This window comes from Nonomuraea longispora, assembly GCF_004348345.1.
GTDB classification, from domain to species: domain Bacteria; phylum Actinomycetota; class Actinomycetes; order Streptosporangiales; family Streptosporangiaceae; genus Nonomuraea; species Nonomuraea longispora.
In genome coordinates this window covers 1-22,491 of sequence record NZ_SMJZ01000088.1, presented here as the reverse complement: position 1 = coordinate 22,491, position 22,491 = coordinate 1, and the positions used below count along the sequence as shown (strand labels likewise).

Sequence of the window (22,491 nt, the reverse complement as noted above, 5' to 3'; positions counted from 1 at the left end):
GAAATTTCGGGCTTTCTGGCCATCAGTCACAAGATTTCTTGCATTTCGTCAACAGCATGCCAAAAAGGGCGGCACCCTGTCGTCATGCGTATCAGGAAAGACCCTCTTGTCGCCTTGGCAGGCGCAGCCGCCCTGGTCACCGGGGTCACCACTCCTGCCGGCGCCCAGGCGCCGCCCGCGCCCGCCGTCGCCACCGTCGAAACCGACGCCCCCGCGGTGTACGGCCGCGCGGCCCAGTTGATCGACGCCGAGTCCGGCGACGTGCTTTTCAGCAAGGATGCCGGCGAACGGATGCCGGTCGCCAGCTTGACCAAGACCATGACCGCATATGTCGTCATGAAGTCCACCAAGCCCACGGACGTGGTCCGCATCAAGGCGGAGGACGTCGCGTACGCGGAGGACGGCGGCGGTACCACAGCCGACCTGCGCCCCGGCGACCGCCTCACGGTCGGCGAACTGATGTACGCCCTGATGCTCCCCTCGGGCGCCGACGCCGCCCACGCGCTGGCACGCACGTACGGCCCCGGAGTCAAGGGATTCGTCGCCAGGATGAACGCGACCGCCCGCGAGCTCGGCATGTCCGACACCGAGTACGTCAACGCCGACGGCCTTCCCACCCCGCGCGGCGACGGCTACTCCACGGCCGCGGACCAGGCCCTGCTGGCGGCCAAGGCCCTCCAGGTGCCGCTGATCAAGGAGGTCGCCGGTACGCCGCGGCACACGCTCGCCGCCACCGGCGACCACCGTGCCTACAGCTGGCGCAACACCAACAGGCTGCTCGGGACGCCGGGCGCGATCGGGTTGAAGACCGGCTTCACCCGGGCGGCGGGCTACTGCCTGGCGTTCGCGGGCGAGGTGGAGGGGCGGCGGCTGGTCGGCGTACTGCTCGACGAGTCCGTCTCCAGCCGCCGGTTCAGCACTGCCGAGACCCTTCTGTCGTGGGGCGGGTCTCGCGTGTCCGCCTGAGCCACCATGCCCCCATTACCGTCATTGCAGTCATTACTGCAATGACGGTAATGTCCGGCACATGAGTTCCCCCACGGAAGCCGAGCTCGAGTTCGTCGACGACGTCGCGGTCTTCTTCGCCCGCGAGGGACTGCCGCTGATCGCCGGCCGCGTCGTCGGATGGCTGCTCATTTGCGACCCGCCGGAGCAGAGCGCGGCGGAGCTGGCGGACGTCCTCCGGGTCAGCCGCAGCTCCATCGGCAGCGCCACCCGGCTGCTCACCCCCAGCGGTCTCGTCCAGGGTGTCCGCCGCAGGGGCGAGCGGCAGGAGTATTTCCGCATCGCCGCCGACGGGTGGAGCCGCATGGTCGCCATCCGGTACGCGAAGACGGCCGCGTTCCGTGAACTGACCGAGGTCGGCCTGCGGATGCTGGCCGGCAGCGCGCCCGAGCGCCGTGAGCGGCTCGCCGGGGTCCACCTGCTCTACCAGTTCCTCGAACAGGAGCTTCCGGCCCTGTGGGAGCGGTGGGAGGCGTACCTCGCCGCCACAGACGCCGCCACAGACGCCGGTGCCGGGGAGGGAACGTCCTCCCCAGCCGGCAGCACGGAAAAGGGCACGAGGTGACGGGCGGGACGGCAGCGGAGCCGTCCGGGCTCCGCGGCACCTACCTCACCTGCCCGGAGGGCCGGCTGCACGTCTACAGCGCGGGCGACCGGGGCTCCCCCGTGCTGCTGCTGAGCGGGGCGGGCATCGACAACGCGCTGCTCAGCTGGCGGCACCTCATCCCGGCTCTGAGCTCCCGGCACCGCGTTCTCGCCCTCGACTGGCCGAAGCAGGGCAGGAGCCGGCCCTGGAACGGGCAGGCCACCCACGAGCGCCTGCTGGCCGCCATCACCCAGGTGCTCGACCGTTTCGACCTGCCCTCGGCCGCCCTGATCGGCCTCTCCCAGGGCGGCGCGCTCGCCCTCGCGTACGCCGTCGAACACCCCTCCCGCGTCGACCGGATCGTGGCGCTGGCCCCGGCCGGGATCCTGTCGTTCCCGCCCGTCGTGCACCAGGCGCTCTGGCTCGTCGCCAAGCTGCCGCTGCTGAGCAGAACGTTGCCGAGCGCCATGCTCAGGAGCCGAGAAAGCGTCGCCCGGTTCGCCAGGCGTGCGCTCTTCGCCGGCCCCGTCGACGACTTCGACGACGTCGTGGACGAGATCATGGCGGAGGTGCGGGTCGCGGGAGCCGGCTCGTCCGACTGGCAGAACGCCTCCATCGGCCCGCTGCGGATGCGCGTCGACCTCAGGCCGCGCCTCGGCGAGATCACCTGCCCCGCCCTGCTCGTCCAGGGGGACAAGGACGCGGGGGTGAACGCCGCCCGCACCAGGGCCGCCGCCGCGCTCATCCCCGGCGGCCGGTTCGTCCTGCTTGATGGCGTCGGGCACTGGTCCAGCCGCCAGGTCCCCGACCGGGTCAACGCACTGATCGGCGAGTTCCTCGGCGAGGGGCAGGCAACGATGCACCCTGGTGATCCTTTGGGCTAATTTGCCCGACATGAACGCGGTCGGGCCCTCCGGGAGCGAGGTGACGTTCACGGGCGGCAGGAGCTGGAGGACGTTCGACGACGGCTCGTTCGACACCGTGTCGTGCACGCGGGACCTGTCGTGCTGGGCGGCGGGCGAGCAGGGCCGGGTCGCACGCCTGACCCTGCGCTGATCCCCCCTCGACACCGGTGTTCGAGGGCGGCGCCCGCGTGGGCCGGCCGCCGCGCCGGAGTGTCGCGTCCCGGCAGTCAGCGCACGCCGCGCGGGCGGAACTGGATGCTGATGCGCGGCCCCGCCGGGCGGCTGGTCTTGGGGATCGCGTGCTCCCAGGTGCGCTGGCAGCTCCCGCCCATCACGATGAGATCGCCGTGGCCGAGGTCGTGGCGGATCGAGGAACCGCCGCCGCGCGGCCGCAGCAGCAGCGAGCGCGGGTCGCCGACCGAGAGGATCGCCACCATGGTGTCCTCGGTGCTGCCCCGGCCGATCGTGTCGCCGTGCCAGGCCACGCTGTCACGGCCGTCGCGGTAGAAGCAGAGCCCCGCCGTGCGGAACGGCTCGCCCAGCTCGTCGCCGTAGTGCAGGTCGAGCGCGCGCCTGGCCTCGTCGAGCACCGGGTGGGGCAGCGTCTCGTGCTCGTCGTAGAACTTCAGCAGCCGGGGCACGTCGACGACCCGGTCGTACATGTGCCGCCGCTCCGCGTGCCACGGAACCGTCTCGGCCAGCCGTTCGTAGAGCTCGTCCGCGCCCGCCAGCCAGCCGGGTCTGAGGTCGATCCAGGCGCCGTGGGCGAGGTGGGTCCTGCGCACCGTGTCGCCGAGCGGCCCGATCGCGAGCTCCTCGTCGAGGGCGAGCAGAGATGCTTGGAACGCGGCTGTCATGACGACGAGTGTACGTCATCGTTCAAACACACATTCGATCACCGAGATACGCCCGGCCTGCGCGGCACGCAGTCCGTACAGGCCGGGCCGCTCTTGGACGGGAAGCGCCGCCAGCACCCTTTCCGGCGACCCCGCCCCCACACACGGAACCCTTCATGTAACGTCTTGCTCATGTTATGGCGTTACATGACCGGAGCCGTGGCCGCTCGTACCGGTGACGAGATGTCCGGGCCCGCCCTGCTCGTCGCGGGGCTCGCCGTCACAGGGTCTCCCGTGGCGGCGTCGTGGTTGCTGGCCGGGCTCACCGTCTCGGCCGCCGTGGGCGGGCCTCTGCTCGGAGTGCTGCTCGACCGGGCGCGGCGGCCCGGCAGGCTGCTGGCCTGCTGCCTGACGGGGTACGCGGCCGGGCTCCTGCTGGTCCTCTCCGGGCTCGGCCGGGTGCCGGAGGCGGTGCTCGTCGGGGTGGCGGTCGCGACCGGCCTGCTCGGGCCCGCGCTCACCGGCGGCTGGACCGCCCAGTTGCCGCTGGTGACCGGGCCCGGGCGGCTGGGCCGGGCCACCGCGCTCGACGCCATGACCTACAACGTGGCGGGGCTCGCCGGTCCCGCCGTGGTGGGCGCGCTCGCGGCCGCGGGCGGCGCCACCCACGCGATGCTCGCGTGCGTCGCGCTCCTGGCCGCAGCCCTTCCCATCGCCTGGGCCCTGCCTCCGCGCCCCGGCACGAACCCCACAGGCCGGTCATCCACAGGCCGGTCACCCACGGGCCGGTCACCCACGGGGGCGAGGCCGTCCGACCGGCGGCCCCGTGGGACGCGCCCGCCCGTCGAAGCACCGGCCGCCATCGGGGCGGGGGCGTCCGGCGGTGGACGGTCCGTCAGGGCGGAGCTGGTCGCGGGGTTCGCCGTCATCGTCAGGAATCCGCCGCTGCGCAGGGCCACGGCCGGGTCGATGATCTCGTGTGCCGGGCTGGCCATGCTGGTCGTGGCGGCGCCCGTGCTGGGCGTCCGGCTCACCGGCGAGAGCGGCCACGGCGCGCTGCTGCTGGCCGTCATGGCCGCGTGCGGGCTGGCGGTGAACGCGCTCCTCGCCACCCGCGCCCCGGCACGCGCGGGGAGCCGGGCGCGGGCCGGCCGTGACGCGGCCCGGTGGTGGGACCGGGTGCTGGCCGGCGGGACGGCGGTGCTCGGGGCCGGGATGGCGCTGGCGGCCGTGTCGGAGACGTTCTGGGTCGCCGTGGCCGCCGCCGCCGTGGCGGGCGCGGGTGAGGGCCCGCAGCTCACCGCGCTGTTCTCCGTACGTCACCGCGAGGCGCCCGCACTCCTGCGGAGCCAGGTGTTCACCACGGCCGCCAGCCTGAAGATCACCTCGTACGCGTTCGGCTCCGCGCTGGCGGGCCCGCTGGCGGCGTACACGCCCGGTGCGGCCCTGCTGGCCGGAGCGGCGCTGCAGGCGGTGGCCGTGGCGGTACTCTTCCCGAGACGGTGACCCGAGGCCGGAGGCGGTGACCGGAGGTGGCCGGGCGCAGGGAAGGGGGTCAGCCGGGTACGCGCGGCGCGGCCCCGGAGCCGGAGCGGGATCGGTGGGCGGCGACGCGCTCCCGGGTGGCGCAGCGGGCGCTGCAGTAGCGTCGCGGGCTGCCGCCCCCGAGGTCGAGGAACGGCCGCCCGCACCCGCGTGCGGCGCACAACCCTCCGGGAATCCGCTGGTGGTCGGCGAGCAGCACCGCCAGCGCCATCGCCGAGGACGCCAGGAACCACTCACCCCATGGCGCGTCGTCACCGCTGTCGACGTGCAGGTGCCAGGTCGTCGCGCCCGCGTGGCTGGTGAGCCTGGGCGTCTGGGCTCCGCCGGCGAGCAGCCGGTTGAGCAGGGCCGCCGCCTCGCCGGTGCTCGGTGCGCCCAGCACCTCGCGCAGCCGGGTGGCCGCGGCCCGCATCGCCGTCAGGTCGTTCTCGCTGAGATCGAGCTCGCCGATCTCCCCATGGTCGCGCAGGATCCGCGACACCGACGCGATCGACGGCTGCTCGTGCAGCAGCGCCACGCACAGGTCGACGGCTCGCGCGGCCATCGCCTTGGTCGAGTGAACGGTCGGGTGAACCTCCACTCCAGCAGCGTAAGCCCGCCGGGGCCTGAACCGTGCACGTAGCGCGGGTAACGCCCTTCGGCGTCAGAGGGGGCGGCGGCCGGCGAAGCCCAGCTCGGTGCGGTGATACCAGCCGAGCTCGAGTTCGCCCTCGATCCAGCACAGGCGCACGGACCTGCCGTCGAGCTCGGAGGGGAAGTCGACGAGCACGGGCGCGATGCCCTTGACCTCGATGCCCTGCCCGCTCCATCCGCTGAGGATCTCCTCGATGCGGGCCTGCAGCCCCTTCAGCTCGGGCAGGCCGCCGAGCTCGGAGCGGCCCCGCGTCCGCCGGTCGTGGTCGATCTCGGCCATGTCGGCGCGGGCGGAGATGACGGCGCCGGCGTCCTCGATCACGCCGGGGAGCAGTGTACGGGCCTCGTCGAGGGTGAAGATCCGGTCCATGCGCCCACGCTAGCGGCTCGGCTCGAAGGCGTGGATGAGCAGCCGCTCGGCGTGGTCGAGATAGTCGTCGAGATAGGCGGCGGCCGCGTCGGGCCTGCCGGATCCCATGAGCTCCAGCAGCGTGCGGTTGCGGTCGACGAACGGCTCGTGGAAGGCCCGCGGGTTCTCCATCACGTGGAAGACGAGACGCAGCTCGGCCAGCAACTGGCGCATGGCCTCGTCGATCCTCGGGCTGCCGATGAGTGAGACGAGGGCCTGGTGGAAGCGGATGTTGGCGGTGCCGACGCCCTGCCAGTCGTCCTTGGCGGCGGCCCGCTCGGCGTCGCGCACGGCCTCGCCGATCGTCGCGAGCTCCGTGTCGTCGGGAGTGTGCCCAACCGCGGCGCCTTCGAGCACGCGGCGCACGCGGTAGAGGTCGGCGACGTCGGCGGCCGACGGAAGGCGTACGAAGACGCCGCGGTTGAGCCGGTGGTCGAGCAGCCGCTCGTGGCCGAGCAGCCGGAACGCCTCGCGCAGCGTGTTGCGCGAGACGCCGAGCGCCTCGGAGATGGACTCCTCCGACAGGCGCTGGCCGGGAGGGAAGAAGCCTTCGCTGATGCGGTCGCGCAGGATGTCGGCCACCCGTTCCGCCGTGCTGCTGCGTCCCAGGCGGGGCCGGTCCTGAGAGAGATCGGCAACCACGTTATCCACGTTCGACAGGAAATCATGGAGCAAACCTCTTGTCGAATTGTTCAACGATCCTTACGTTGAATCTATCCCCCCTCGAATTCTAGGGAGCGTTCGATGTCAGGCTCCACGCAACAGACCCGGCGGGTGATCCTCGCCAGCCTGATCGGCACGTCGCTGGAGTGGTACGACTTCTTCCTCTACACCACCGCGGCGACCCTCGTTTTCCCCCAGCTGTTCTTCCCCGACCTCGACCCCTTCAACGCCGTCCTGGCCTCGCTGACGACCAACGCCGTGGCGTTCGTGGCCCGCCCGCTGGGCGGCATCGTGTTCGGCCACTTCGGCGACCGCGCGGGCCGCAAGACCGTCCTGGTGGTCACGCTGCTGGTGATGGGCGTCTCGACGTTCCTCATCGGCGTGCTGCCCGGATACGCGAGCATCGGCGTGATCGCGCCGATCCTGCTGGCGCTGCTCCGGTTCGTGCAGGGCCTGGGGCTCGGCGGCGAGTGGGGCGGCGCGGTCATCATGTCGCTGGAGCACGGCGACGGCCGTCGGCGCGGCTTCAACGCCAGCTGGCCGCAGGTCGGCGTGCCCGCGGGCTACGTGCTGGCCACGGGCCTGCTGACGGTCATGTCCTTCACGATGTCCGACGCGGCGTTCCTGTCGTGGGGCTGGCGGGTGCCGTTCCTGCTGTCCGGCGCACTGGTCTTCGTGGGACTGTGGGTCCGGCTGAAGATCTCGGAGTCGCCGTTGTTCGCCGAGGTCGAGCAGCACGGCGCCAAGGCCAAGATGCCGCTGGTCGAGGTGCTGCGCACGCACCCGCGCGCCCTGCTGTCGGCCTTCACGGCGCGGATCGGGGTCGACGTCGCCTTCTACACCTTCACGGCGTACATCATCGTCTACATCACCGGGGAGCTGGCCCTGCCGCGCTCGTACGCGCTGAACGCGGTGCTGATCGCCTCGGCGCTGCAGCTCGCCCTGATCCCGGTGGCCGGCGCGTTGTCCGACCGGTACGGCCGGCGGCCGGTCTATCTGGCGGGCGTGGTGGCCGCGGCGGTGTGGGTGTTCGTGTTCTTCCCGCTGCTCGACACCAAGTCCTTCCCGCTGATCGCGCTGGCGGCCATCGTGGCGCTGGTCACGCACGCCGCCATGTACGGCCCGCAGGCCGCGTTCATCGCCGAGTTGTTCAGCACCCGCCTGCGTTACAGCGGCGCCTCCATGGGCTACCAGGTGGCCGGCATCGTCGGCGGCTCGCTGGCACCCGTCATCGCGCTCCAGCTTTTCCACACGTTCCAGACCACGCTGGCGGTGTCGGTGTACGTGGTCGTCGCCCTGGCGGTCACGGCCGTGGGCCTGGCCATCGCCCCGGAGACCCGCGACCTCGACCTCGCCGCCGATCCCGGCGTCCCCGCCAAGCCCTCGCTGCCGGGCCAGGTGGGGCCGTTCGCCTGACCTCTCCGACGATGCCGCGAAAGCCGCGGGCGGCGGCTGCCGACGCCGCCCGCGCGAGAGGAGCCCCATGCGGACGCCAAGCGGGCGACCGCGCTCGGGGTGGACGTGGTGACGGTCCCGAGCAGCGACGGCGTCAACCTCGGCGTCGAGGGCACCCTCTACTTCACGCTCAACCTCGACCACGAGACGCTGAAGACGTTCGACGACAAGTACGGGACGCGCACGTTCCGCGCCCAGGACGACAGCTCGCTCCACCCGTGGGAGGGCGACGAGGGCTGGGCGGCCTTCTTCGGCCAGCCCGTCCGGCCGGTGATCGACAACGCGCTGCGTCTCCGAGGCCCAGGCGAAAGTGGCCCAGGCCAAGGCGGAGGCGGAGCCGAACAGGGCCAGGCAGGACGGCTACGACAAGTGCCCGTCCTGCGCCGAGATCGAGAAGCCCAAGTCGCTTCCGCAGGGCATCACGGTGTACGCCCCCGGCAACCCGCAGTCGGTCGTCGTCCCCGCACGCTAGGCGGGGATCGTCGGCGCGACCGTGCGCTCCTGCCGCCAGCGGCCCTTGAAGGCCGCCATGGAGAGCAGGAACACGACCTGCCCGGCGAGCGCCACGGTCAGCCACGTCTGCCAGCCGCCGGCCTCCACCACGATCGGCGACACGACCAGCAGGGCCACGATCATGACGCGGACGACCATGCCCCACAGGCCCAGGGCCGACCCCTGCAGCCGGGACTCGACGTCCTCGGCGTTCTCGGAGAAGTTGGCCATCCACGGCACGTACGCGACGCCCATGAACAGCAGGATCAGCGCGTACACGACGGTCACGTGGGCGGTGGGGACCCCGGGCCCGATCAGGGCGATGAAGTACGCCATCGCCCCGGCCGTCAGCACCGTCCCCACGGCGATGAACGGCTTGCGCAGCCGCATCCGGTCGGACATGCGGCCGACGACCACCACGGCCAGGGCGTTGACCACGATGCTCAGCGCCACGACACGGTTGGCCACGGCCGCGTCCATGCCGAACGCGCCGGTCAGGATCGTCTGCCCGAAGATGGCGAACGTCCAGTAGAGGACCTGCCAGCCGGTGTTGCCGAGCACGTGCGCCCACAGGTGCGGATGCCTGAACAGTTCCCTGACCTTGCCGTGCTCGAGGATCTCGCCGACCCGTACGGCCTGCTCGTCCTCCAGCACCTGCGCCCGCAGCGCCGCGGACGGCTCGGCGATCTTCCAGGCGATGATCGCGCACATCGTCAGCGACACGACGCCCATGATGACCGCCTGCGACTGCCACGCGTTGCCGAACAGCGGCAGCGTGAAACCCGCGATGAGCGCGGCCAGGAACGAGGCCCCGACCGGCCCCCACGTCCAGAACGCGAACGCCTGCGCCCGTCCCATCCGCGGCGAGAAGTCCCGCACCAGCGACGCGGTGATCGTGATGCCGGCGCCCTCGATGAACAGCATGAGGCACCGGATCCAGAACAGCCCGGCCACGGTGTCGACGGTGGCGAGCAGGAAATTGCACGCGGCCGTGACGGTCAGGGTCGGCACGAGGATCTTGACCCGGCCCCACCGGTCGGACAGGATGCCGCCGAACCCGGCCGAGATCCCGCCCACCAGCACCGACAGCGCGGCGATCTGGCCGTAGACGGTGAGCGACATGCCCAGGTCGTCCATGAGGAGAGGCAGGATGGTGGCGATCGTGGTCTCGAAGTTGACCACGAGGCTGGCCAGCACGGCTATCGCGAGCAGGAAGATCCTGCGGCGGCCGACGGGATAAACGCTCAGTTCGCGGACATAGAACGGCTTCATTCCCATCCTCCGGGGGACGGACCTGGGACTGTCGCTCTAGAACGCGTTTCTAGTTACTCAAGGGTTTCCGTTTCGTACCGGCAAGTCAATCTTTTCGGCCATCACAAACCCATCTCGACCACTCTCAGCGAGCGGAGCGGTCCATCTCGTGGCCGGGCATGGCAGGTTGTGACGGAATCGCCATCGATTCGCGGAACGGGCGGCTCTGAATGGGCATAAACTGCGCGCCTGTGAGCCTGCCTGTACGTGAACGTTCCCCCCGGCCAGGAGGCGGTCGCCACCGCCGTCCCGTGCCCACGTCCTTGCCGCCCGACGCTCCCCTGCTCGTGCTCGCCACCCCCGGCGAGATCACCGGAGTGGCCGAGGAGATCGCGGCGGTCGTACGCGTCGACCACCCGCAGATCGAGGTGCGGCTGAAGAGCGTCACCGACCTGGCGGACTCGCTGCCCTCCGGCCGCGACGCCGTCGTCGTCCCGCTGCTCACCTGGGAAGACCCCGTGGTCATGGCGGAGATCGGCAAGGCCGTCGCGGCCTCCGGCTCGGGAGCCGCCGTGACCGACGCGCTCGGGCCGCACCCGCTGCTGGCCGAGGCGCTGCACATCCGGCTCGCCGAGCGCGGCCTGGCCAGGGCCGACCGCGTACGCCTGCTGAACGTCGGCAGCCCCACCGACGCCGTCATCCTCGGCACGGTGGGCGGCCAGCGGGCCGTACAGGCCGTGCAGGCCACCGCGGTGCTCCTGGCCTCCAGGCTCACCCTGCCGGTCCTCGCCGCCTCGATGGACAGCGAGCCCGGGGTCGCCCTCGCCGCCCGGCAACTGCGCAAGGCCGGCGCGGAGCGCCTCGCGATTGCACCGTGCATGATCGGACACGAGGCCCCTGAGGGCATCGTCGAACAGGCGGCCGCGGAGATCGAAGCCGGGCACGCGGAGCCGCTCGGCTCCCACAGCGCCGTCGCCGAACTTGTCGCGCGAGCTTACGGAAGTCAACTCGCGACTTGACAGCAACTTGTAGAGATCACGGGACTCGCGTTACCGTCTGCGCATGCGGGGTGTGCTGTGCAAAGGTGAACGGTTAGGCCTCCGTGACGTCACGGAGGCCGACGTCGCCGCCCTGCACGCCGTCTACGGCGACCCCGCCGCGACGCAGCACACCCCCTTCCGCCCGCGCGATCTGCCCGAGGTCTCCGGGCTGGTCCGGCAGGCCATGGAGGCCGCCTGCGCCGAGCCGCGCCGCCTCTATCTGCTGGCCGTGGTCGACGCCGAGCACCACGACGTGATCGGGGTGGCCCGCCTGCGGATCGAGGCCGAGCACCCCCACAGCGCGGAGATCGGGTTCGGGCTGCATCCCGGCCAGTGGGGCCGCGGCACCGGCACCGACCTCGTACGCCTGCTGCTGAAGTTCGGCTTCAGGCAACTCGGGCTGCACCGCATCTGGGGCGCCCGCTCCCCCGCCAACCTGCCCGCGCAGCTCGCGATGCTGACGGCCGGCATGGTCGAGGAGGGGCGCATCCGCCACCACGTGCGAACGCCGCACGGCTGGCGCGACTCCATCGTGCACTCGGCCCTCGACGACGAGTGGGCCGAACGCTCCTAGCCGCGGAGCTGGACGCGCCACCCCTCGACGACCTGGGCGGCGACCCGGGCGGGAGAGCCCGCGGCGGCGTCCACCGTGTAGTCGGCGACCTCGGCCGCGTCGAGGATCGACGCCAATTCCCCCGCTCTCTTGAGATGCCAGTCAAGTGAGCCGGGGTCGTGAGTGTGGCGCACGGCCAGCCTTCTGTGGACTTCTGGGAGTGCGGCGTGGATCCGGCAGACGGTGAGCGGCACGCCCAGCGCCTCCGCGTAGCCGGCGCGGTCGGCGTGGCTCTCGATGACTCCGGCCAGCACCAGCCGCCGCGCGCCCGCGGCCAGGAAGTTCGCCGCCACCGGGCGCAGGTTGCGCAGGGTCAGGGCGCCGTTGAAGGGATCATCGGGCGGTGCGGGCCAGGCGCGGCGCAGCCAGTCGACGTCGATGACCGCGTTCGGCACGCCCGCGTCCGTCAGAACGTCGCCGGCGGCGTCGGCTACGGAGGTCTTGCCCACGCCCACGGTGCCCGTGATCAGGAGAGCCTCTGCCATTCTCGTGACCTTAGCGCCCTTACCGGGCAGGCGGAGTGGCAGGATCCGTGATTGTCGGTCGGGCGTCCTACGATGAGCCTCCTCACGGAGGGAAACTGCCATGCTCGACTCGCTGATCGTGCCCCTGTTCGTCACCACGGACCTGCCGCCGGAGGCGGACCTGGCCGGGTTCGGGGAGCTGCTCGCCGGCACGGCGCGCGTGCTCGGCCGCGACGGCGCGGGCTACGCGGCGTTCCTGGCGGGCAGGGTGTTCTGGCTCGACCGGCCCGTGCTGCCGGGGCAGCGCCCCGCCGCCGACACGGAGCTGCGCTTCGCCGGCATGCTGGGCCACCTCGCCGCCTCCGGCGCCGGCCACACCGCGCGTGACGTGGTCGGCGACGTGCGCAGGGCGATCGGCGAGGCGGTGACCGAGCGCTACGGCGACGTGGGCGTCGCCCCCGCCGTGTTCGCGATCCGCGACCAGGACGTCCGGGAGCGCACCCCCGACAACGCCCTGTCCGTCGACACCCCCGGCGCCGCGGCGGAGCTGGTGAGCGCGGCCCGTCCCTATCTCTGGCCGTCCCGGCTCCCCCGTGCGATGGTGATCGGAGATCGTTCGACGGGAGCGGCCTGACGACCAGGAGGTTCGCGCATGGCGGTGATCGGTGCCATCTGCTTCGGGATCGTGATCGGATGGCTGGCCCGCACGACCCAGCGCCACCGGCCGGGCGCGGCCGGTTTGTCCGACCTCTCCGCGGTGCTGGCCGTCGTGGGCGGGGGAGCGGTGACGGCGCTGCTCGGCTCGCCGGAGGTGTTCGGCGGCTACGCGGTGGGGCTAGCGGTCGGCTTCTTCGGCCACCTCGCACTGGTCACGCTCATGCCCGGCTCGAAGTGGACCGGTGATCAGCCGGGCAGGCCGACCAGCACGTACGGCGCCCAGAGCTCCGGCTCGGCCGAGCCGTAGAGCTCGCGCAACCCGAGCACGGCCGAGCGCAGGGCCCGCGCCGCGCCCTCGCCGTCGCGCCGCCTGGCGTAGAAGTCGCGCAGGAGGGCGAGGGTGATCTCGGGGGCCACCGGCCAGAGCGCCAGCAGCGCCGACCTGGCCCCCGCGTGCAGGAACGCGTGTCCCAGCGCGGCCACGTCCTCCGCGCTCCGGACCGACCCGTGGCTCTGTTCGTGGGCGGTGAGGACGACGAGCCGGGCGTCGACGTTCATGCTCATCAACCTTCCGGCGGTGAGCAGGCCGTCGGCGAGCCGGACGCCCGAGCCGGACGGGTCACCCTGACCGAAGACTCCGTGGCACGCCAGATGCAGCACCTCCCACGTGCCGGGCAGCAGCGCCGCCGTGGCCGACGGGCCGGTGCGCGGCCGTGTGCCGAGCAGCGCGGCGATCTCCTCCGCCTCGGCCTCCTGCGGGAACCCCAGCACCAGCGCGCTCCCCTTGTCCGCTTCGGGACGCCGCGCCAGGCGGGTCAGGACGGCGGCGGACGGAGCGTAGGCGACGGGAAAGCGTTCGATCAGCGTGCGGCCGTCCGGAGCGAGCGCGTGGAGCGGGATGCCGTGCAACTCGGCGTGCGGGAGGAGGTGCACGACGTCGAGGTCGTCGCCGAAGGCCTCGAGCACCTCCCCCAGCAGCAGATCGGCCAGCCGGCGCCAGAGGTCCGCGCGGCGCCGGCGGGCCTCGACCTCCAGCAGCCCGGGCCGTCTGCGCACGGTTTCGAGGAAGTCGTTCAGGACGTCGCGGCCCGCCGAGGTCGGGAACACCCGCGGCCCGGCCCAGCCCGTGCGGTGGGCGAGCACGGTGACGCTGCCCTCGCCCACCGAGAACCCGAGCAGCCCGACGCCGCCTGAGGCCGCAGGTGAGCGGGGTGCGACGAGGGCGTCCAGCTCGGCCTGGTCGGGGGGTGCGCCACGCCGCAGCGCCACGTGCGCGGGGGCCAGGGGTTCCATCCGCCGCCACACCGCCTCCAGGCCGGCCCTGGCCTGGCGGGCCCTCCGGAGCAGCGCCGCCGCCTCCTCCGGGTCCCGCGTGTTGCGGGCGGCCGTCATGAGCGTACGCACGGCGTCCAGCCCCCGCCGCTCGTCCTCCAGCGTCTCACCGGCCACCGGGCCGGGCGCGGGCCACCGCACCGGGCGCACGGGCCCGTCCGGCCGGGCGAGGCCTGGCCCGCTGTCGGCGGGGTCGCGTTGTCCCGGGTCGTCGTGCGGTGGAGGGTCGAGGTGAGCGGCCAGGGCGGTGGCTTTGGCGCGTTCGGTGATGGCCCAGGCGGTCAGGCCGCGGCGCAGGCGTACGGCGAGGTCGAGCGCTCGGCCGCCGGCGGGCGGGTGAGCGAGCTCGAAGGCGCGTTCGGCGTCGGCCAGGGCCGCGGGCAGGTCGCCGAGCGCCTCCGCGGCCAGGGAGCGGTGGTGGCAGGCGAGGCCCAGTTCCAGGTCGTGTCCGAGGTCGGTCAGCAGGTCGACGGCCGTGGACAACCGGCGGCGGGCGCGGGCGTACGAGCCGGTCGTGAGGTCGTGCGCGCCCAGGCGGCTCATGGCGAGCGCCGCGCCGGGACGGTGGCCGAGCTCCTCCGCCAGGGCCAGCGCCTCCTCCAGCAGCAGCACCGCACGCGCCGAGCCCTCCAGCCGGGCCAGGGTGATCAGGGCGCGCACCAGGCCGCGCCCCCTGCCGCGGGCGCGTTCGAGCGCCAGGCAACGTTCGGCGAGCGGCTTGGCCTCGCCGGGCTCATCGCGCAGCAGGTGGACCTGGGCGAGGTCACCGTAGGCGTCCGCGAGCCCGGTCTCTCCGCCCAGTTCCTCACCGATGGCGAGGGACTGGCGGTAGCGGGCCGCCGCCTCGTCCAGTTCGCCGAGCCTGAGGTGGAGGGCGGCCCGCCCGGCGAGCAGCGGGGCGCGCAGGGCTCGCCATACCGGGGCCTCGACCAGGGCGAGACCCTCGTCGAACGCGTCCGTGGCCTCCTGCCAGCGGGCCTGGGCGGTGAGGGCACGGCCGAGCAGGTCAAAAGTCCGGACCAGCTCGGCCGGGAGCGCTGATCCCGTCGCCCTGGCCAGGTCGGCGGCGTGGGTGAGGTGCCGGACCGACTCGTCCGCGCGTCCGAGGTCGCCGGCCGCCGCTCCCAAATTCCGCAGGTGCTCGGCGCGGCGGCCGTCGCGTAGCCTGTGACCGCGCTCCGCGTGGTCGTAGGCGGCCATCGGGTCTCCCAGGGCTCGGCAGATCGCGGAGAGCCTGGCCAGCAGATATGAGCCCTCCTCCGTCCCCTCGGCGCCCGCGGCGGTGACGGCGGGTGGCCAGGCGGCGAGTGCCTCTTCGGCGAGGGCGCGGGCCGTACGCAGGTCACCCGCTGCCTTTGCCTCCTCGACGCGCAGCCAGAGCTCCAGCCGCTCCGCCCTGTCATCCGGGGTGCCGCCCGCCCGCAGGGTGGTGACCGCCTGGGTGAGGGTGGTACGGCCGCGGGTCACGTCCCCGAGGGCCAACTGGATGGCGGCCAGCCGCGAGAGGATCTCGGCGTCCAGCTCCCCCGCCATGGGCGCGATCACCTCGAACGGCGCCCCCACCACGTCCCCGGCCGTCTCCAGCTCCGTGAGGCCGGTCTCGAGCGCGGCCCTGGCGCGGCGGAACTCGCCCTGTCGTTCCAGGGCGAAGCCGAGCCTGACGGAGGCGAGGGCCGCCAGCCGGTCCTGGCCGCTGTCCCGATAGCCGGCCATGGCCTGTTCCAGCGCCGGCACCTGCGCGGCCACGTCACCGGTGCGCGCGGCCAGCGCCGCCAGCCGGTCGCGTACGACGGCCTCTTTGAGCGGGTCTCCCGCGGCCGGCCCGAGCGCCGAGCGCAGGTGTTCGCCCGCCTCGCGCAGCTCGCCGAGCCGCACGTCCAGAGCGGCCCGGCCCAGGGTGGCGGCCAGGAGCGCCTCGGAGTCGTCCGCGACGGCGGCCAGTTCCATGGCCCGGTCGAGGTCCGCCGAGGCGTCCTCGGCGCGGTCGAGCGCGGTCAGGCAGGCGGCCCGCATGGTGAGGGCCGTCGCCTCCTTGGCGGGGGCGCGCAGCCGGGCGAAGGCCTCCGCCGCGGCCCCGAAGCCCTCCAGCGCCCGCTCGGACTCGCCCTCCGCGTACGCGAGCGCGCCCAGGTTGTACCTGACGGACCCGGCCCCGTCGTCGTGGCCGGCGGCTTCGTAGTCGCGTCCGGCCAGCTCGAAGGCGAAACGTGCGCCGTCGACGTCGCCGCGTTCACGGCGGCGGCGCGCGATGCGGTACCACTCGTCGGCGGGCTCGCGACGCCGCCCCCTCCGCCGTACGATCTCCACCAGCCGGGTCTCGCAGGCGGCCGCCTGCGCGCGGTGGCCGCGCGCGGCCAGCATGACGGCGTGCGCGTCGAGCGTCCCGCAGGCTCCCTCCCACGCTCCTGCCGCCTCCAGCTCGATGGCGCAGGCGGTGATGCGTTCACCGGCCGCCGTGAGGTCGTCCTGGTCGACGGCCGCCCTTGCGGCGGGCACCAGGGCCATGGCCGCCCGCTCGGTCTCGCCCAGCTCCAGGTACAGCTCGCGGGCCCTGGCCGTACGGACCACGGCCGCCGCCGGGTTCCCCGCGGCCAGGTGGGCCTCGGCCGCGCGCTCCTGGTGGGAGGCCTCCTCGGCGGCCAGCCCGGCGTCCTCGCACAGGGCGACGGCGCGCAGGTGCTCCTCGACGGCACGCGCGGGATCGCCGCGCCGCAGGTGAACGGCTGCCTTGTTGCCGAGCTGTCGCGCCTGTGAGCTCGGCTCGCCCAGCTCGCCGTAGAGCGCGGCCGAGCGTTCGTACGCCTCCAGCGCCCGGTCGAGCAGTCCGGCGTCCTCCTCGCCCGCTCCCTGCCGGGACAGCGCGTACGCCATCCGCGCGCGCGACCCGGCCTGGTCGAACGCTGTGGAGGCCCGCCCCAGCACGTGGCCTGCGAGGCGCGGACGGCCGAGTTCGGTGAGCCGCGACGCCACCTGGAGCAGGTGCTCGCCACGCTCCTCCGGCGCTCGCGCCTGCCGTTCGGCCAGCCGCAGGAGCTTTCCCGCCAGTTCCTCGTCCGGCGAGCGCAGGGCCAGCCCGGTCGCGGCCTGCGCCAGCCGCTCGTCCACGGGAACCGGGTCCGGCTGCTCGATCAGATCCTCCAGCAGGTCCTCCAGCAGGTCCCCGAGCCGCGCCGGCGGCCCGCCGGCGTCGGCGGGGGTGGCCAGGATCAGGGCCTCGCTCAGGTCGTCCGTGTCGCCGCGTGCGGAGAAGCGGGCCAGCAGGGCCTCGCCCAGGGTGTGCTGGGCGGGCGCCGGGTCGCGGGCGCTCTTCATGGCGAGCTCGAGGGCCTGGCGGGCGGACTCGACGGCGTCGTCGAGGTCCTCCTGCCGTCCCGCCCGCGTGGCACGCCACCGCAGCACCCCGGACATCAGCTCGTACGCCTCGGCCCGCAGCGCCGGCCGGTCACCGGCAGCGAGCGCCTCGCGCAACGTGGCGACGGCCTCGTCGGCGCTCTCGGCGGTGAGACGCAGCGTCAGCGCGCGGCCGAGCAGCACCAGCACCTCGGGCCTGGCCGCGTCGTAGCGGTCCTGGGCGGCGAGCGCGGCGTGGGCCGCCGCGACCGGCTCTGCCGGATCACCCCCGGTGGCGACGGCGTGCTTGAGCAGCGCGTTCGCCAGGCCGGCGAGCAGCCGGGCACGCTCGGGGTGTCCGGCGGGGGCGAGCGCGGCCGCCTCGCCTGCCGCCTTGACCGCGGCGTCCAGGTCGGCGAGGTCTCCGGTGACGGCGTAGCGTCTCCGGCGGCGCTCGCCCAGCAGAACGAGCCGCGCGACGGGGTCCTCGCCGAGCCCTCGGATCGTCTCGCCGGGCGTCACGCGCATCGCCTCCAGCATCTCCATGCCGGCTTCGAGCGAGCGTTCGTCCCCCGTGACCACGAACCACTCCACCAGCCCGCTCGCGAACGGGGCCAGCACCCCGGACGTGGCCCACGGCTCGTGCCAGAAGTCCAGCGCGCACTGCCCCACCCTGATGAACGCCAGCAGGTCGCCGTCCGACAGCGACCGGTCGGCCCGCTCACGGGTGAGGTCGACGAGCGCGCGCAGCGACTGTGACCTGCTCTGGCTGGCCGCAGGGCTCCGCGCAGCTCTCAGGTAGGCCCTGACCAGGTCCTCGTCACCGGGCGCCGCGCGGCTGAGCGCATCCGCCAACTCGCCCAGGTGGGTGGCGGGATCGGCGAGGGCCGCGCGGAACAGCAGGTGCACGGCGTCGTCGGCGGCCTCGGGCGAACCCGTCTCCTCGTGCAGCCGCACCAGTCCGCCGCCCAGCGCGGCCAGGGCGCCGGGCGCCCACGCGGGGCCGGTCGCACGCACACGCTCGCCCGAGCGGGACCCCCGCGCGGGCGCGTCCCGCCGCGCGCCACCGCCCGTTCCGGAAGGGCCGCTTGGTTCCGGTGGGTCGGCCGGGCCGGGCGAACCGCCGGATCCGGGCGGGCCGTCCGTGCCGCCCGGGTCGCCCGTGCCGCCCGGGTCGCCCGTCGCCACGGAGCCGGGCGACGCCTCAGGGGCGTCCGAGCCGACGGGGTCTTCCGGGACGGGCGGGCGTACGGACTCCTGGAGGAGCACTTCGCCCAGCCGCTCGGCGACCTCGTCCGCCCCCGGACGTGTCATCGCGTGCCGGACCAGGGCCTGGACCAGCAGCCCCACGTGCGGGTACGCGCCCGGATCCACCATGCGGAAGATCTCCTCGACCAGCCCGGCCCAGCCGGCGGCGGAGTCGCCGGCCGGCAGGCGGGAGCCGCGCAGCCGTTCGGGCAGGCGGCCCGGGTCGAGCAGCGCCACGGCGGCGAAGAACGCGCCCGCGACCGCGGCGTCCTGGGTGATCCGCTGGTCGAGCCGGTAGCGGGCCAGGTGCAGCATGCCGATCAGGCGCCATGCGGTGGCGTCGGAGCGGTCGCCGGCGCACGCGCGCATCGCCTCCTCCGCCTCGGACAGCGCCGCCGGATCCCAGATCAGGTCGGGATCGGCGGCCTGCTCGAAGCGTTCGATGCGGGCGGCCAGTGCCTCGGCCGGGTCGGTCATGGCCAAAGGCTCTCACCAGCGTGCGCCCGCGTACAGAAGTGCTGATCACGGTGCCGGCTCGTGCCGCTGTAAGCGCTTGCACAAACGTGGCGTGCCGGCGTCGCCAACTTCCCGTACAGACCCCGGCGCGTAACGGTGAGGTCACGCCGGTGGCGGGTAGTCACGGTGCATGCTCTACGGCAAGGAACATGTCCAGCGTTATCAGGAAACCGACGGCGCCGAGGGACACGACTGGAACAACACCACGGTGCTCCTCCTCACCACCAAAGGCCGCAAGTCGGGCCGGCCGTACACGACGCCGCTCATCTACCAGCGCCACGGCGACGCCTACGTGATCGTGGCCTCCAAGGGCGGCGACCCCGACCATCCGGAGTGGTACAAGAACCTCGTCGCCAACCCGGACGTCGACGTGCAGGTGAAGGACCAGCGGTTCAAGGCCCGCGCCCGCACGGCGCCCCCTGAGGAGAAGCCGGAGCTCTGGCGGCTGATGACGGCCACCTGGCCGGACTACGACAACTACCAGCGCCAGACCGATCGCGAGATCCCGGTCGTCGTCCTCGAACGCATCGACTGACCCGCGAGGCGCGGAGACGGCCCGCCGCCGGCCATGACCGGGACGGCCGGTGATCGGGCGTCGCCGGCACGGCCCACGACCCACCACGGAAGCGGCCCGCCGGGCGCCGTTACGGTGCTCGGCCCTGTGCGGGTCAGAGGCCGTCTCCCTGGAGGCCCCCGGCGTGGTGCGGCGGGTGGCGTGCCGCCGGCTCCGCCGTACCGGATGGAAGGGTTCGACCTTCACACAAGCGCGGCGTAGAGGTCGCGTGTGCGGTGGGCGATGCGTGACCAGGAGAAGTGGTCGACCGCGCGGGCGCGGCCGGCCCGGCCCATCGCCTCGGCGCGAGCAGGGTCGCCGAGCAGGGTGTTGACGCGGTCGGCCAGGTCGGCGGCGAACCGTTCCGGGTCGTGCGGCGTGCCGTCGCCGCTCTGCGAGATCGGCACCAGCAGCCCCGTCTCGCCGTCGGCCACCACCTCGGGGATGCCGCCCGTCGCCGTCGCCACCACGGCCGTCTCGCAGGCCATCGCCTCCAGGTTGACGATCCCCATCGGCTCGTAGACCGACGGGCACACGAACACCGTCGCGTGCGTCAGCAGCTGGATCACCTCGGGCTTGGGCAGCATCTCCTGGATCCAGAAGACGCCGTCGCGGTCGAGGCCGCGCACCAGCGCGGTCACCTCGGCGGCGATCTCCGGCGTGTCGGGCGCCCCCGCGCAGAGCACGAGCTGGGCGCCGGGGTCGAACGAGTGCGCCGCGTGCAGCAGGTGGACCAGGCCCTTCTGGCGGGTGATGCGGCCGACGAACACGACGTAGGGCCTGGCGGGGTCGACGCCGTGCATCCGCAGCACGTCGAGGCCGGGGTCGGGGGCGTATTCCGTGGTGTCGATGCCGTTGTGCACGACGGTGACCCTGCCGGGCGGGATCTCGGGGTAGGCGGCCAGGACGTCGCGTCGCATGCCCTCCGACACCGCGATCACCGCGTCGGCGGACGCCAGGGCGGTGCGCTCTGCCCACGACGAGATCGTGTAGCCGCCGCCGAGCTGCTCGGCCTTCCACGGCCGCAGCGGCTCGAGGCTGTGCGTGGTGACCACGTGCGGGATGCCGTGCAGCATCTTCGCGACATGCCCGGCGAAGTTGGCGTACCAAGTGTGCGAGTGAACGACGTCCGCGCCCTCGCAGGCGGCGGCCATCTCCAGGTCGACGCCGAGCACCTGCAGTGCGGGGTTGGCGCCTTCGAGCCCGCCCGGCACGCGGTAGGCCGACACCCCCGCCTCGGCGCGCCCGGCCCCGAAGCAGCGCACCCGCACGTCGGCCAGTTTCCGCAGCTCCCTGACCAGGTATTCCATGTGCACACCGGCTCCGCCGTAAACCTCCGGCGGGTATTCACGGCTGAGCAGATCAACACGCATGACACGACTTTATGGCGGTCCACGTCCGGCGGACCACCACAAGGAGCGAGTGTTGCACCGTTGACCGCTTCCGCCGGCCCAGGACACGTCGGCGAGCCTCTGACCAGGAAACTCCCAAGGGCACATTGATCCGCAAATCCGGACACGCGCGAGGGCCACCGTGCGGGCTTTCGTCGATAGATCGGCCATTTGAGGGTAGCGTCCAGAACATGAGGTCCCGGAAGGTGCTTGCGGTCGTGCTGGCAGGTGGAGAGGGCAAGAGGCTCATGCCGCTCACGGCGGATCGGGCCAAACCGGCCGTGCCGTTCGGGGGGATGTATCGGCTCATCGACTTCGTGCTGTCCAACCTGGCCAACGGCGGCTTCCTGAAGATCGTCGTGCTCACGCAGTACAAGAACCACAGCCTCGACCGGCACGTGTCGCGCACCTGGCGGCTGACGGCGATGCTGGGCAACTACGTCACCCCCGTGCCGGCGCAGCAGCGGCTCGGCCCGCGCTGGTTCTCGGGTTCGGCGGACGCCCTGTTCCAGAACCTGAACCTGATCTACGACGAGATGCCCGAGCACGTGATCGTCTTCGGGGCCGACCACATCTACCGCATGGATCCGCAGCAGATGGTCGAGCAGCACGAGGACTCCGGCGCCGACGTCACCGTCGCGGCGATCCGGCAGCCGCTGTCGCTGGCCGACCAGTTCGGCGTGATCGAGACCGACCCCGAGGGCCGCCGGATCGTCGCTTTCAGGGAGAAGCCGAAAGACGCGGTGGGGCTGGCCGACTCTCCCGACGAGGTGTTCGCGTCGATGGGCAACTACGTGTTCAAGACGCAGTCGATGATCGACGCGCTGCGCGAGGACGCGCTCGACCCCACGAGCAAACACGACTTGGGGGGAAACATCATCCCGATGCTGGTCAAGTCGGGCGGCGCCGATGTGTACGACTTCGCGCACAACATCGTCCCCGGCTCCAGCGAACGCGACCGCGGCTACTGGCGCGACGTGGGGACGCTCGACGCCTACTACGACGCCCACATGGACCTCATCTCGGCCCATCCGGTGTTCAACCTCTACAACGACAAGTGGCCGATCTACACCGGGCACGACCCGCTGCCGCCCGCCAAGTTCGTGCACAACGACGGTGACCGGGTGGGGCGGGCGATCGACTCGCTGGTCTCCCCCGGCGTGATCGTCTCCGGCGGTACGGCGATCCGATCGGTCCTGTCGCCGAAAGTGGTGCTCCACTCCCACTCACTAGTGGAGGACTCCGTGCTGATGGAGAACGTCAAGATCGGCAGGGGCGCGGTGGTGCGCAAAGCGATCATCGACAAGAACGTGGTGATCCCCGAGGGCGCGCGGATCGGTTTCGACCTGGAGTACGACCGCACCAGGTTCGCGCTGACGCGAGGCGGGGTCGTGGTCATCGGGAAGAACGAGATCGTCGACCGGTAGCCGGAACATTCCGGAGGCGGTCGCGGAGGTGTTCCCGTGAGGGCGACCGGCGCGGTGCCGGAGCGCCGGGCAACGGTGTCACAGGAGCCGAGCACCACGGGGTCGGTTGTCAGTCAGGGGTCGCCGATCGGTGGGGGGCC

Annotated in this window: 21 protein-coding genes; 13 read left to right on the top strand and 8 right to left on the bottom strand. The window is 72.8% G+C overall.

The window, feature by feature from the left end:
- Positions 1-84: 84 nt before the first annotated feature.
- The 4 genes from E1267_RS22750 (at position 85) to E1267_RS22735 (ending at position 2,647) form a co-directional block, all read left to right on the top strand.
- The gene (locus E1267_RS22750; RefSeq protein ID WP_132334693.1) at positions 85-966 is read left to right on the top strand and encodes a D-alanyl-D-alanine carboxypeptidase family protein; all 882 of its coding nucleotides are present in this window, start codon (positions 85-87) and stop codon (positions 964-966) included.
- 61 nt (positions 967-1,027) lie between these two features.
- The gene (locus E1267_RS22745) at positions 1,028-1,570 is read left to right on the top strand and encodes a GbsR/MarR family transcriptional regulator (protein ID WP_246064155.1); all 543 of its coding nucleotides are present in this window, start codon (positions 1,028-1,030) and stop codon (positions 1,568-1,570) included.
- Positions 1,567-2,475: an alpha/beta fold hydrolase gene (locus E1267_RS22740; RefSeq protein ID WP_132334691.1), complete on the top strand. Its 909-nt coding sequence runs from the start codon at positions 1,567-1,569 to the stop codon at positions 2,473-2,475. The genes E1267_RS22745 and E1267_RS22740 overlap by 4 nt, the downstream gene beginning before the upstream one ends.
- Positions 2,476-2,485: 10 nt before the next feature.
- On the top strand, positions 2,486-2,647 hold the full coding sequence (locus E1267_RS22735; protein ID WP_220449619.1) for a hypothetical protein: 162 nt from the start codon (positions 2,486-2,488) through the stop codon (positions 2,645-2,647).
- Between the two features lie 76 nt (positions 2,648-2,723).
- On the opposite strand, the gene E1267_RS22730 is transcribed toward E1267_RS22735, so the two are convergent.
- Positions 2,724-3,353, bottom strand: coding sequence for an alpha-ketoglutarate-dependent dioxygenase AlkB (locus E1267_RS22730; RefSeq protein ID WP_132334689.1), 630 nt, complete (start codon positions 3,351-3,353; stop codon positions 2,724-2,726).
- Positions 3,354-3,524: 171 nt separating this feature from the next.
- On the opposite strand from E1267_RS22730, the gene E1267_RS22725 reads away from it, so the two are divergent.
- On the top strand, positions 3,525-4,838 hold the full coding sequence (locus E1267_RS22725; RefSeq protein WP_132334687.1) for an MFS transporter: 1,314 nt from the start codon (positions 3,525-3,527) through the stop codon (positions 4,836-4,838).
- Positions 4,839-4,887: 49 nt separating this feature from the next.
- On the opposite strand, the gene E1267_RS22720 is transcribed toward E1267_RS22725, so the two are convergent.
- From E1267_RS22720 to E1267_RS22710, 3 genes are all read right to left on the bottom strand, one after another.
- A complete protein-coding gene (locus E1267_RS22720; RefSeq protein WP_246064153.1) occupies positions 4,888-5,457 on the bottom strand; it encodes a CGNR zinc finger domain-containing protein in 570 nt (189 codons plus the stop codon).
- A gap of 63 nt (positions 5,458-5,520) precedes the next feature.
- Positions 5,521-5,880, bottom strand: a complete 360-nt coding sequence (locus E1267_RS22715) for a DUF2203 domain-containing protein (RefSeq protein WP_132334685.1) — start codon at positions 5,878-5,880, stop codon at positions 5,521-5,523.
- 9 nt (positions 5,881-5,889) lie between these two features.
- The gene (locus tag E1267_RS22710; RefSeq protein ID WP_246064151.1) at positions 5,890-6,561 is read right to left on the bottom strand and encodes a GntR family transcriptional regulator; all 672 of its coding nucleotides are present in this window, start codon (positions 6,559-6,561) and stop codon (positions 5,890-5,892) included.
- A gap of 102 nt (positions 6,562-6,663) precedes the next feature.
- Between E1267_RS22710 and E1267_RS22705 the strand changes: the two genes are divergently transcribed.
- Complete coding sequence (locus tag E1267_RS22705) at positions 6,664-7,998, top strand: MFS transporter (RefSeq protein WP_165959741.1); 1,335 nt, start codon at positions 6,664-6,666, stop codon at positions 7,996-7,998.
- A 349-nt stretch (positions 7,999-8,347) separates the two neighbouring features.
- Entirely contained in the window at positions 8,348-8,509 is a 162-nt protein-coding gene (locus E1267_RS46555) for a hypothetical protein (protein WP_246064149.1), read from the top strand.
- On the opposite strand, the gene E1267_RS22695 is transcribed toward E1267_RS46555, so the two are convergent.
- Positions 8,506-9,801 (bottom strand): MFS transporter, encoded by a 1,296-nt coding sequence (locus E1267_RS22695; RefSeq protein ID WP_161714553.1) that lies wholly within the window; start codon positions 9,799-9,801, stop codon positions 8,506-8,508. The genes E1267_RS46555 and E1267_RS22695 overlap by 4 nt on opposite strands.
- A gap of 290 nt (positions 9,802-10,091) precedes the next feature.
- Here E1267_RS22695 and E1267_RS22690 point away from each other — a divergent pair, with 290 nt between their 5' ends.
- Positions 10,092-10,799 carry a sirohydrochlorin chelatase gene (locus E1267_RS22690; protein WP_246064147.1) on the top strand — a complete coding sequence of 236 codons (708 nt, stop codon included), beginning with the start codon at positions 10,092-10,094 and terminating at the stop codon, positions 10,797-10,799.
- A 43-nt stretch (positions 10,800-10,842) separates the two neighbouring features.
- A complete protein-coding gene (locus E1267_RS22685) occupies positions 10,843-11,394 on the top strand; it encodes a GNAT family N-acetyltransferase (RefSeq protein WP_132334679.1) in 552 nt (183 codons plus the stop codon).
- Here the strand turns inward: E1267_RS22685 and E1267_RS22680 are convergent.
- Complete coding sequence (locus E1267_RS22680) at positions 11,391-11,918, bottom strand: hypothetical protein (protein WP_132334677.1); 528 nt, start codon at positions 11,916-11,918, stop codon at positions 11,391-11,393. The two genes, E1267_RS22685 and E1267_RS22680, sit on opposite strands and share 4 nt — an antisense overlap.
- Before the next feature lie 100 nt (positions 11,919-12,018).
- Between E1267_RS22680 and E1267_RS22675 the strand changes: the two genes are divergently transcribed.
- Positions 12,019-12,531, top strand: coding sequence for a hypothetical protein (locus tag E1267_RS22675; RefSeq protein WP_132334675.1), 513 nt, complete (start codon positions 12,019-12,021; stop codon positions 12,529-12,531).
- An 18-nt stretch (positions 12,532-12,549) separates the two neighbouring features.
- Positions 12,550-12,861 (top strand): hypothetical protein, encoded by a 312-nt coding sequence (locus tag E1267_RS22670; protein WP_132334673.1) that lies wholly within the window; start codon positions 12,550-12,552, stop codon positions 12,859-12,861.
- Here E1267_RS22670 and E1267_RS47350 read toward each other — a convergent pair.
- Positions 12,801-18,941, bottom strand: a complete 6,141-nt coding sequence (locus E1267_RS47350) for a CHAT domain-containing protein (protein WP_132334671.1) — start codon at positions 18,939-18,941, stop codon at positions 12,801-12,803. The two genes, E1267_RS22670 and E1267_RS47350, sit on opposite strands and share 61 nt — an antisense overlap.
- A 169-nt stretch (positions 18,942-19,110) precedes the next feature.
- Here E1267_RS47350 and E1267_RS22660 point away from each other — a divergent pair, with 169 nt between their 5' ends.
- Positions 19,111-19,515 (top strand): nitroreductase family deazaflavin-dependent oxidoreductase, encoded by a 405-nt coding sequence (locus E1267_RS22660; protein WP_132334669.1) that lies wholly within the window; start codon positions 19,111-19,113, stop codon positions 19,513-19,515.
- A gap of 221 nt (positions 19,516-19,736) precedes the next feature.
- Here E1267_RS22660 and glgA read toward each other — a convergent pair whose 3' ends face one another.
- Entirely contained in the window at positions 19,737-20,906 is a 1,170-nt protein-coding gene (glgA, locus tag E1267_RS22655) for a glycogen synthase (protein WP_132334667.1), read from the bottom strand.
- Between the two features lie 209 nt (positions 20,907-21,115).
- Here glgA and glgC point away from each other — a divergent pair, with 209 nt between their 5' ends.
- Entirely contained in the window at positions 21,116-22,351 is a 1,236-nt protein-coding gene (glgC, locus tag E1267_RS22650; RefSeq protein ID WP_132334665.1) for a glucose-1-phosphate adenylyltransferase, read from the top strand.
- The last annotated feature ends 140 nt before the right edge of the window (positions 22,352-22,491 follow it).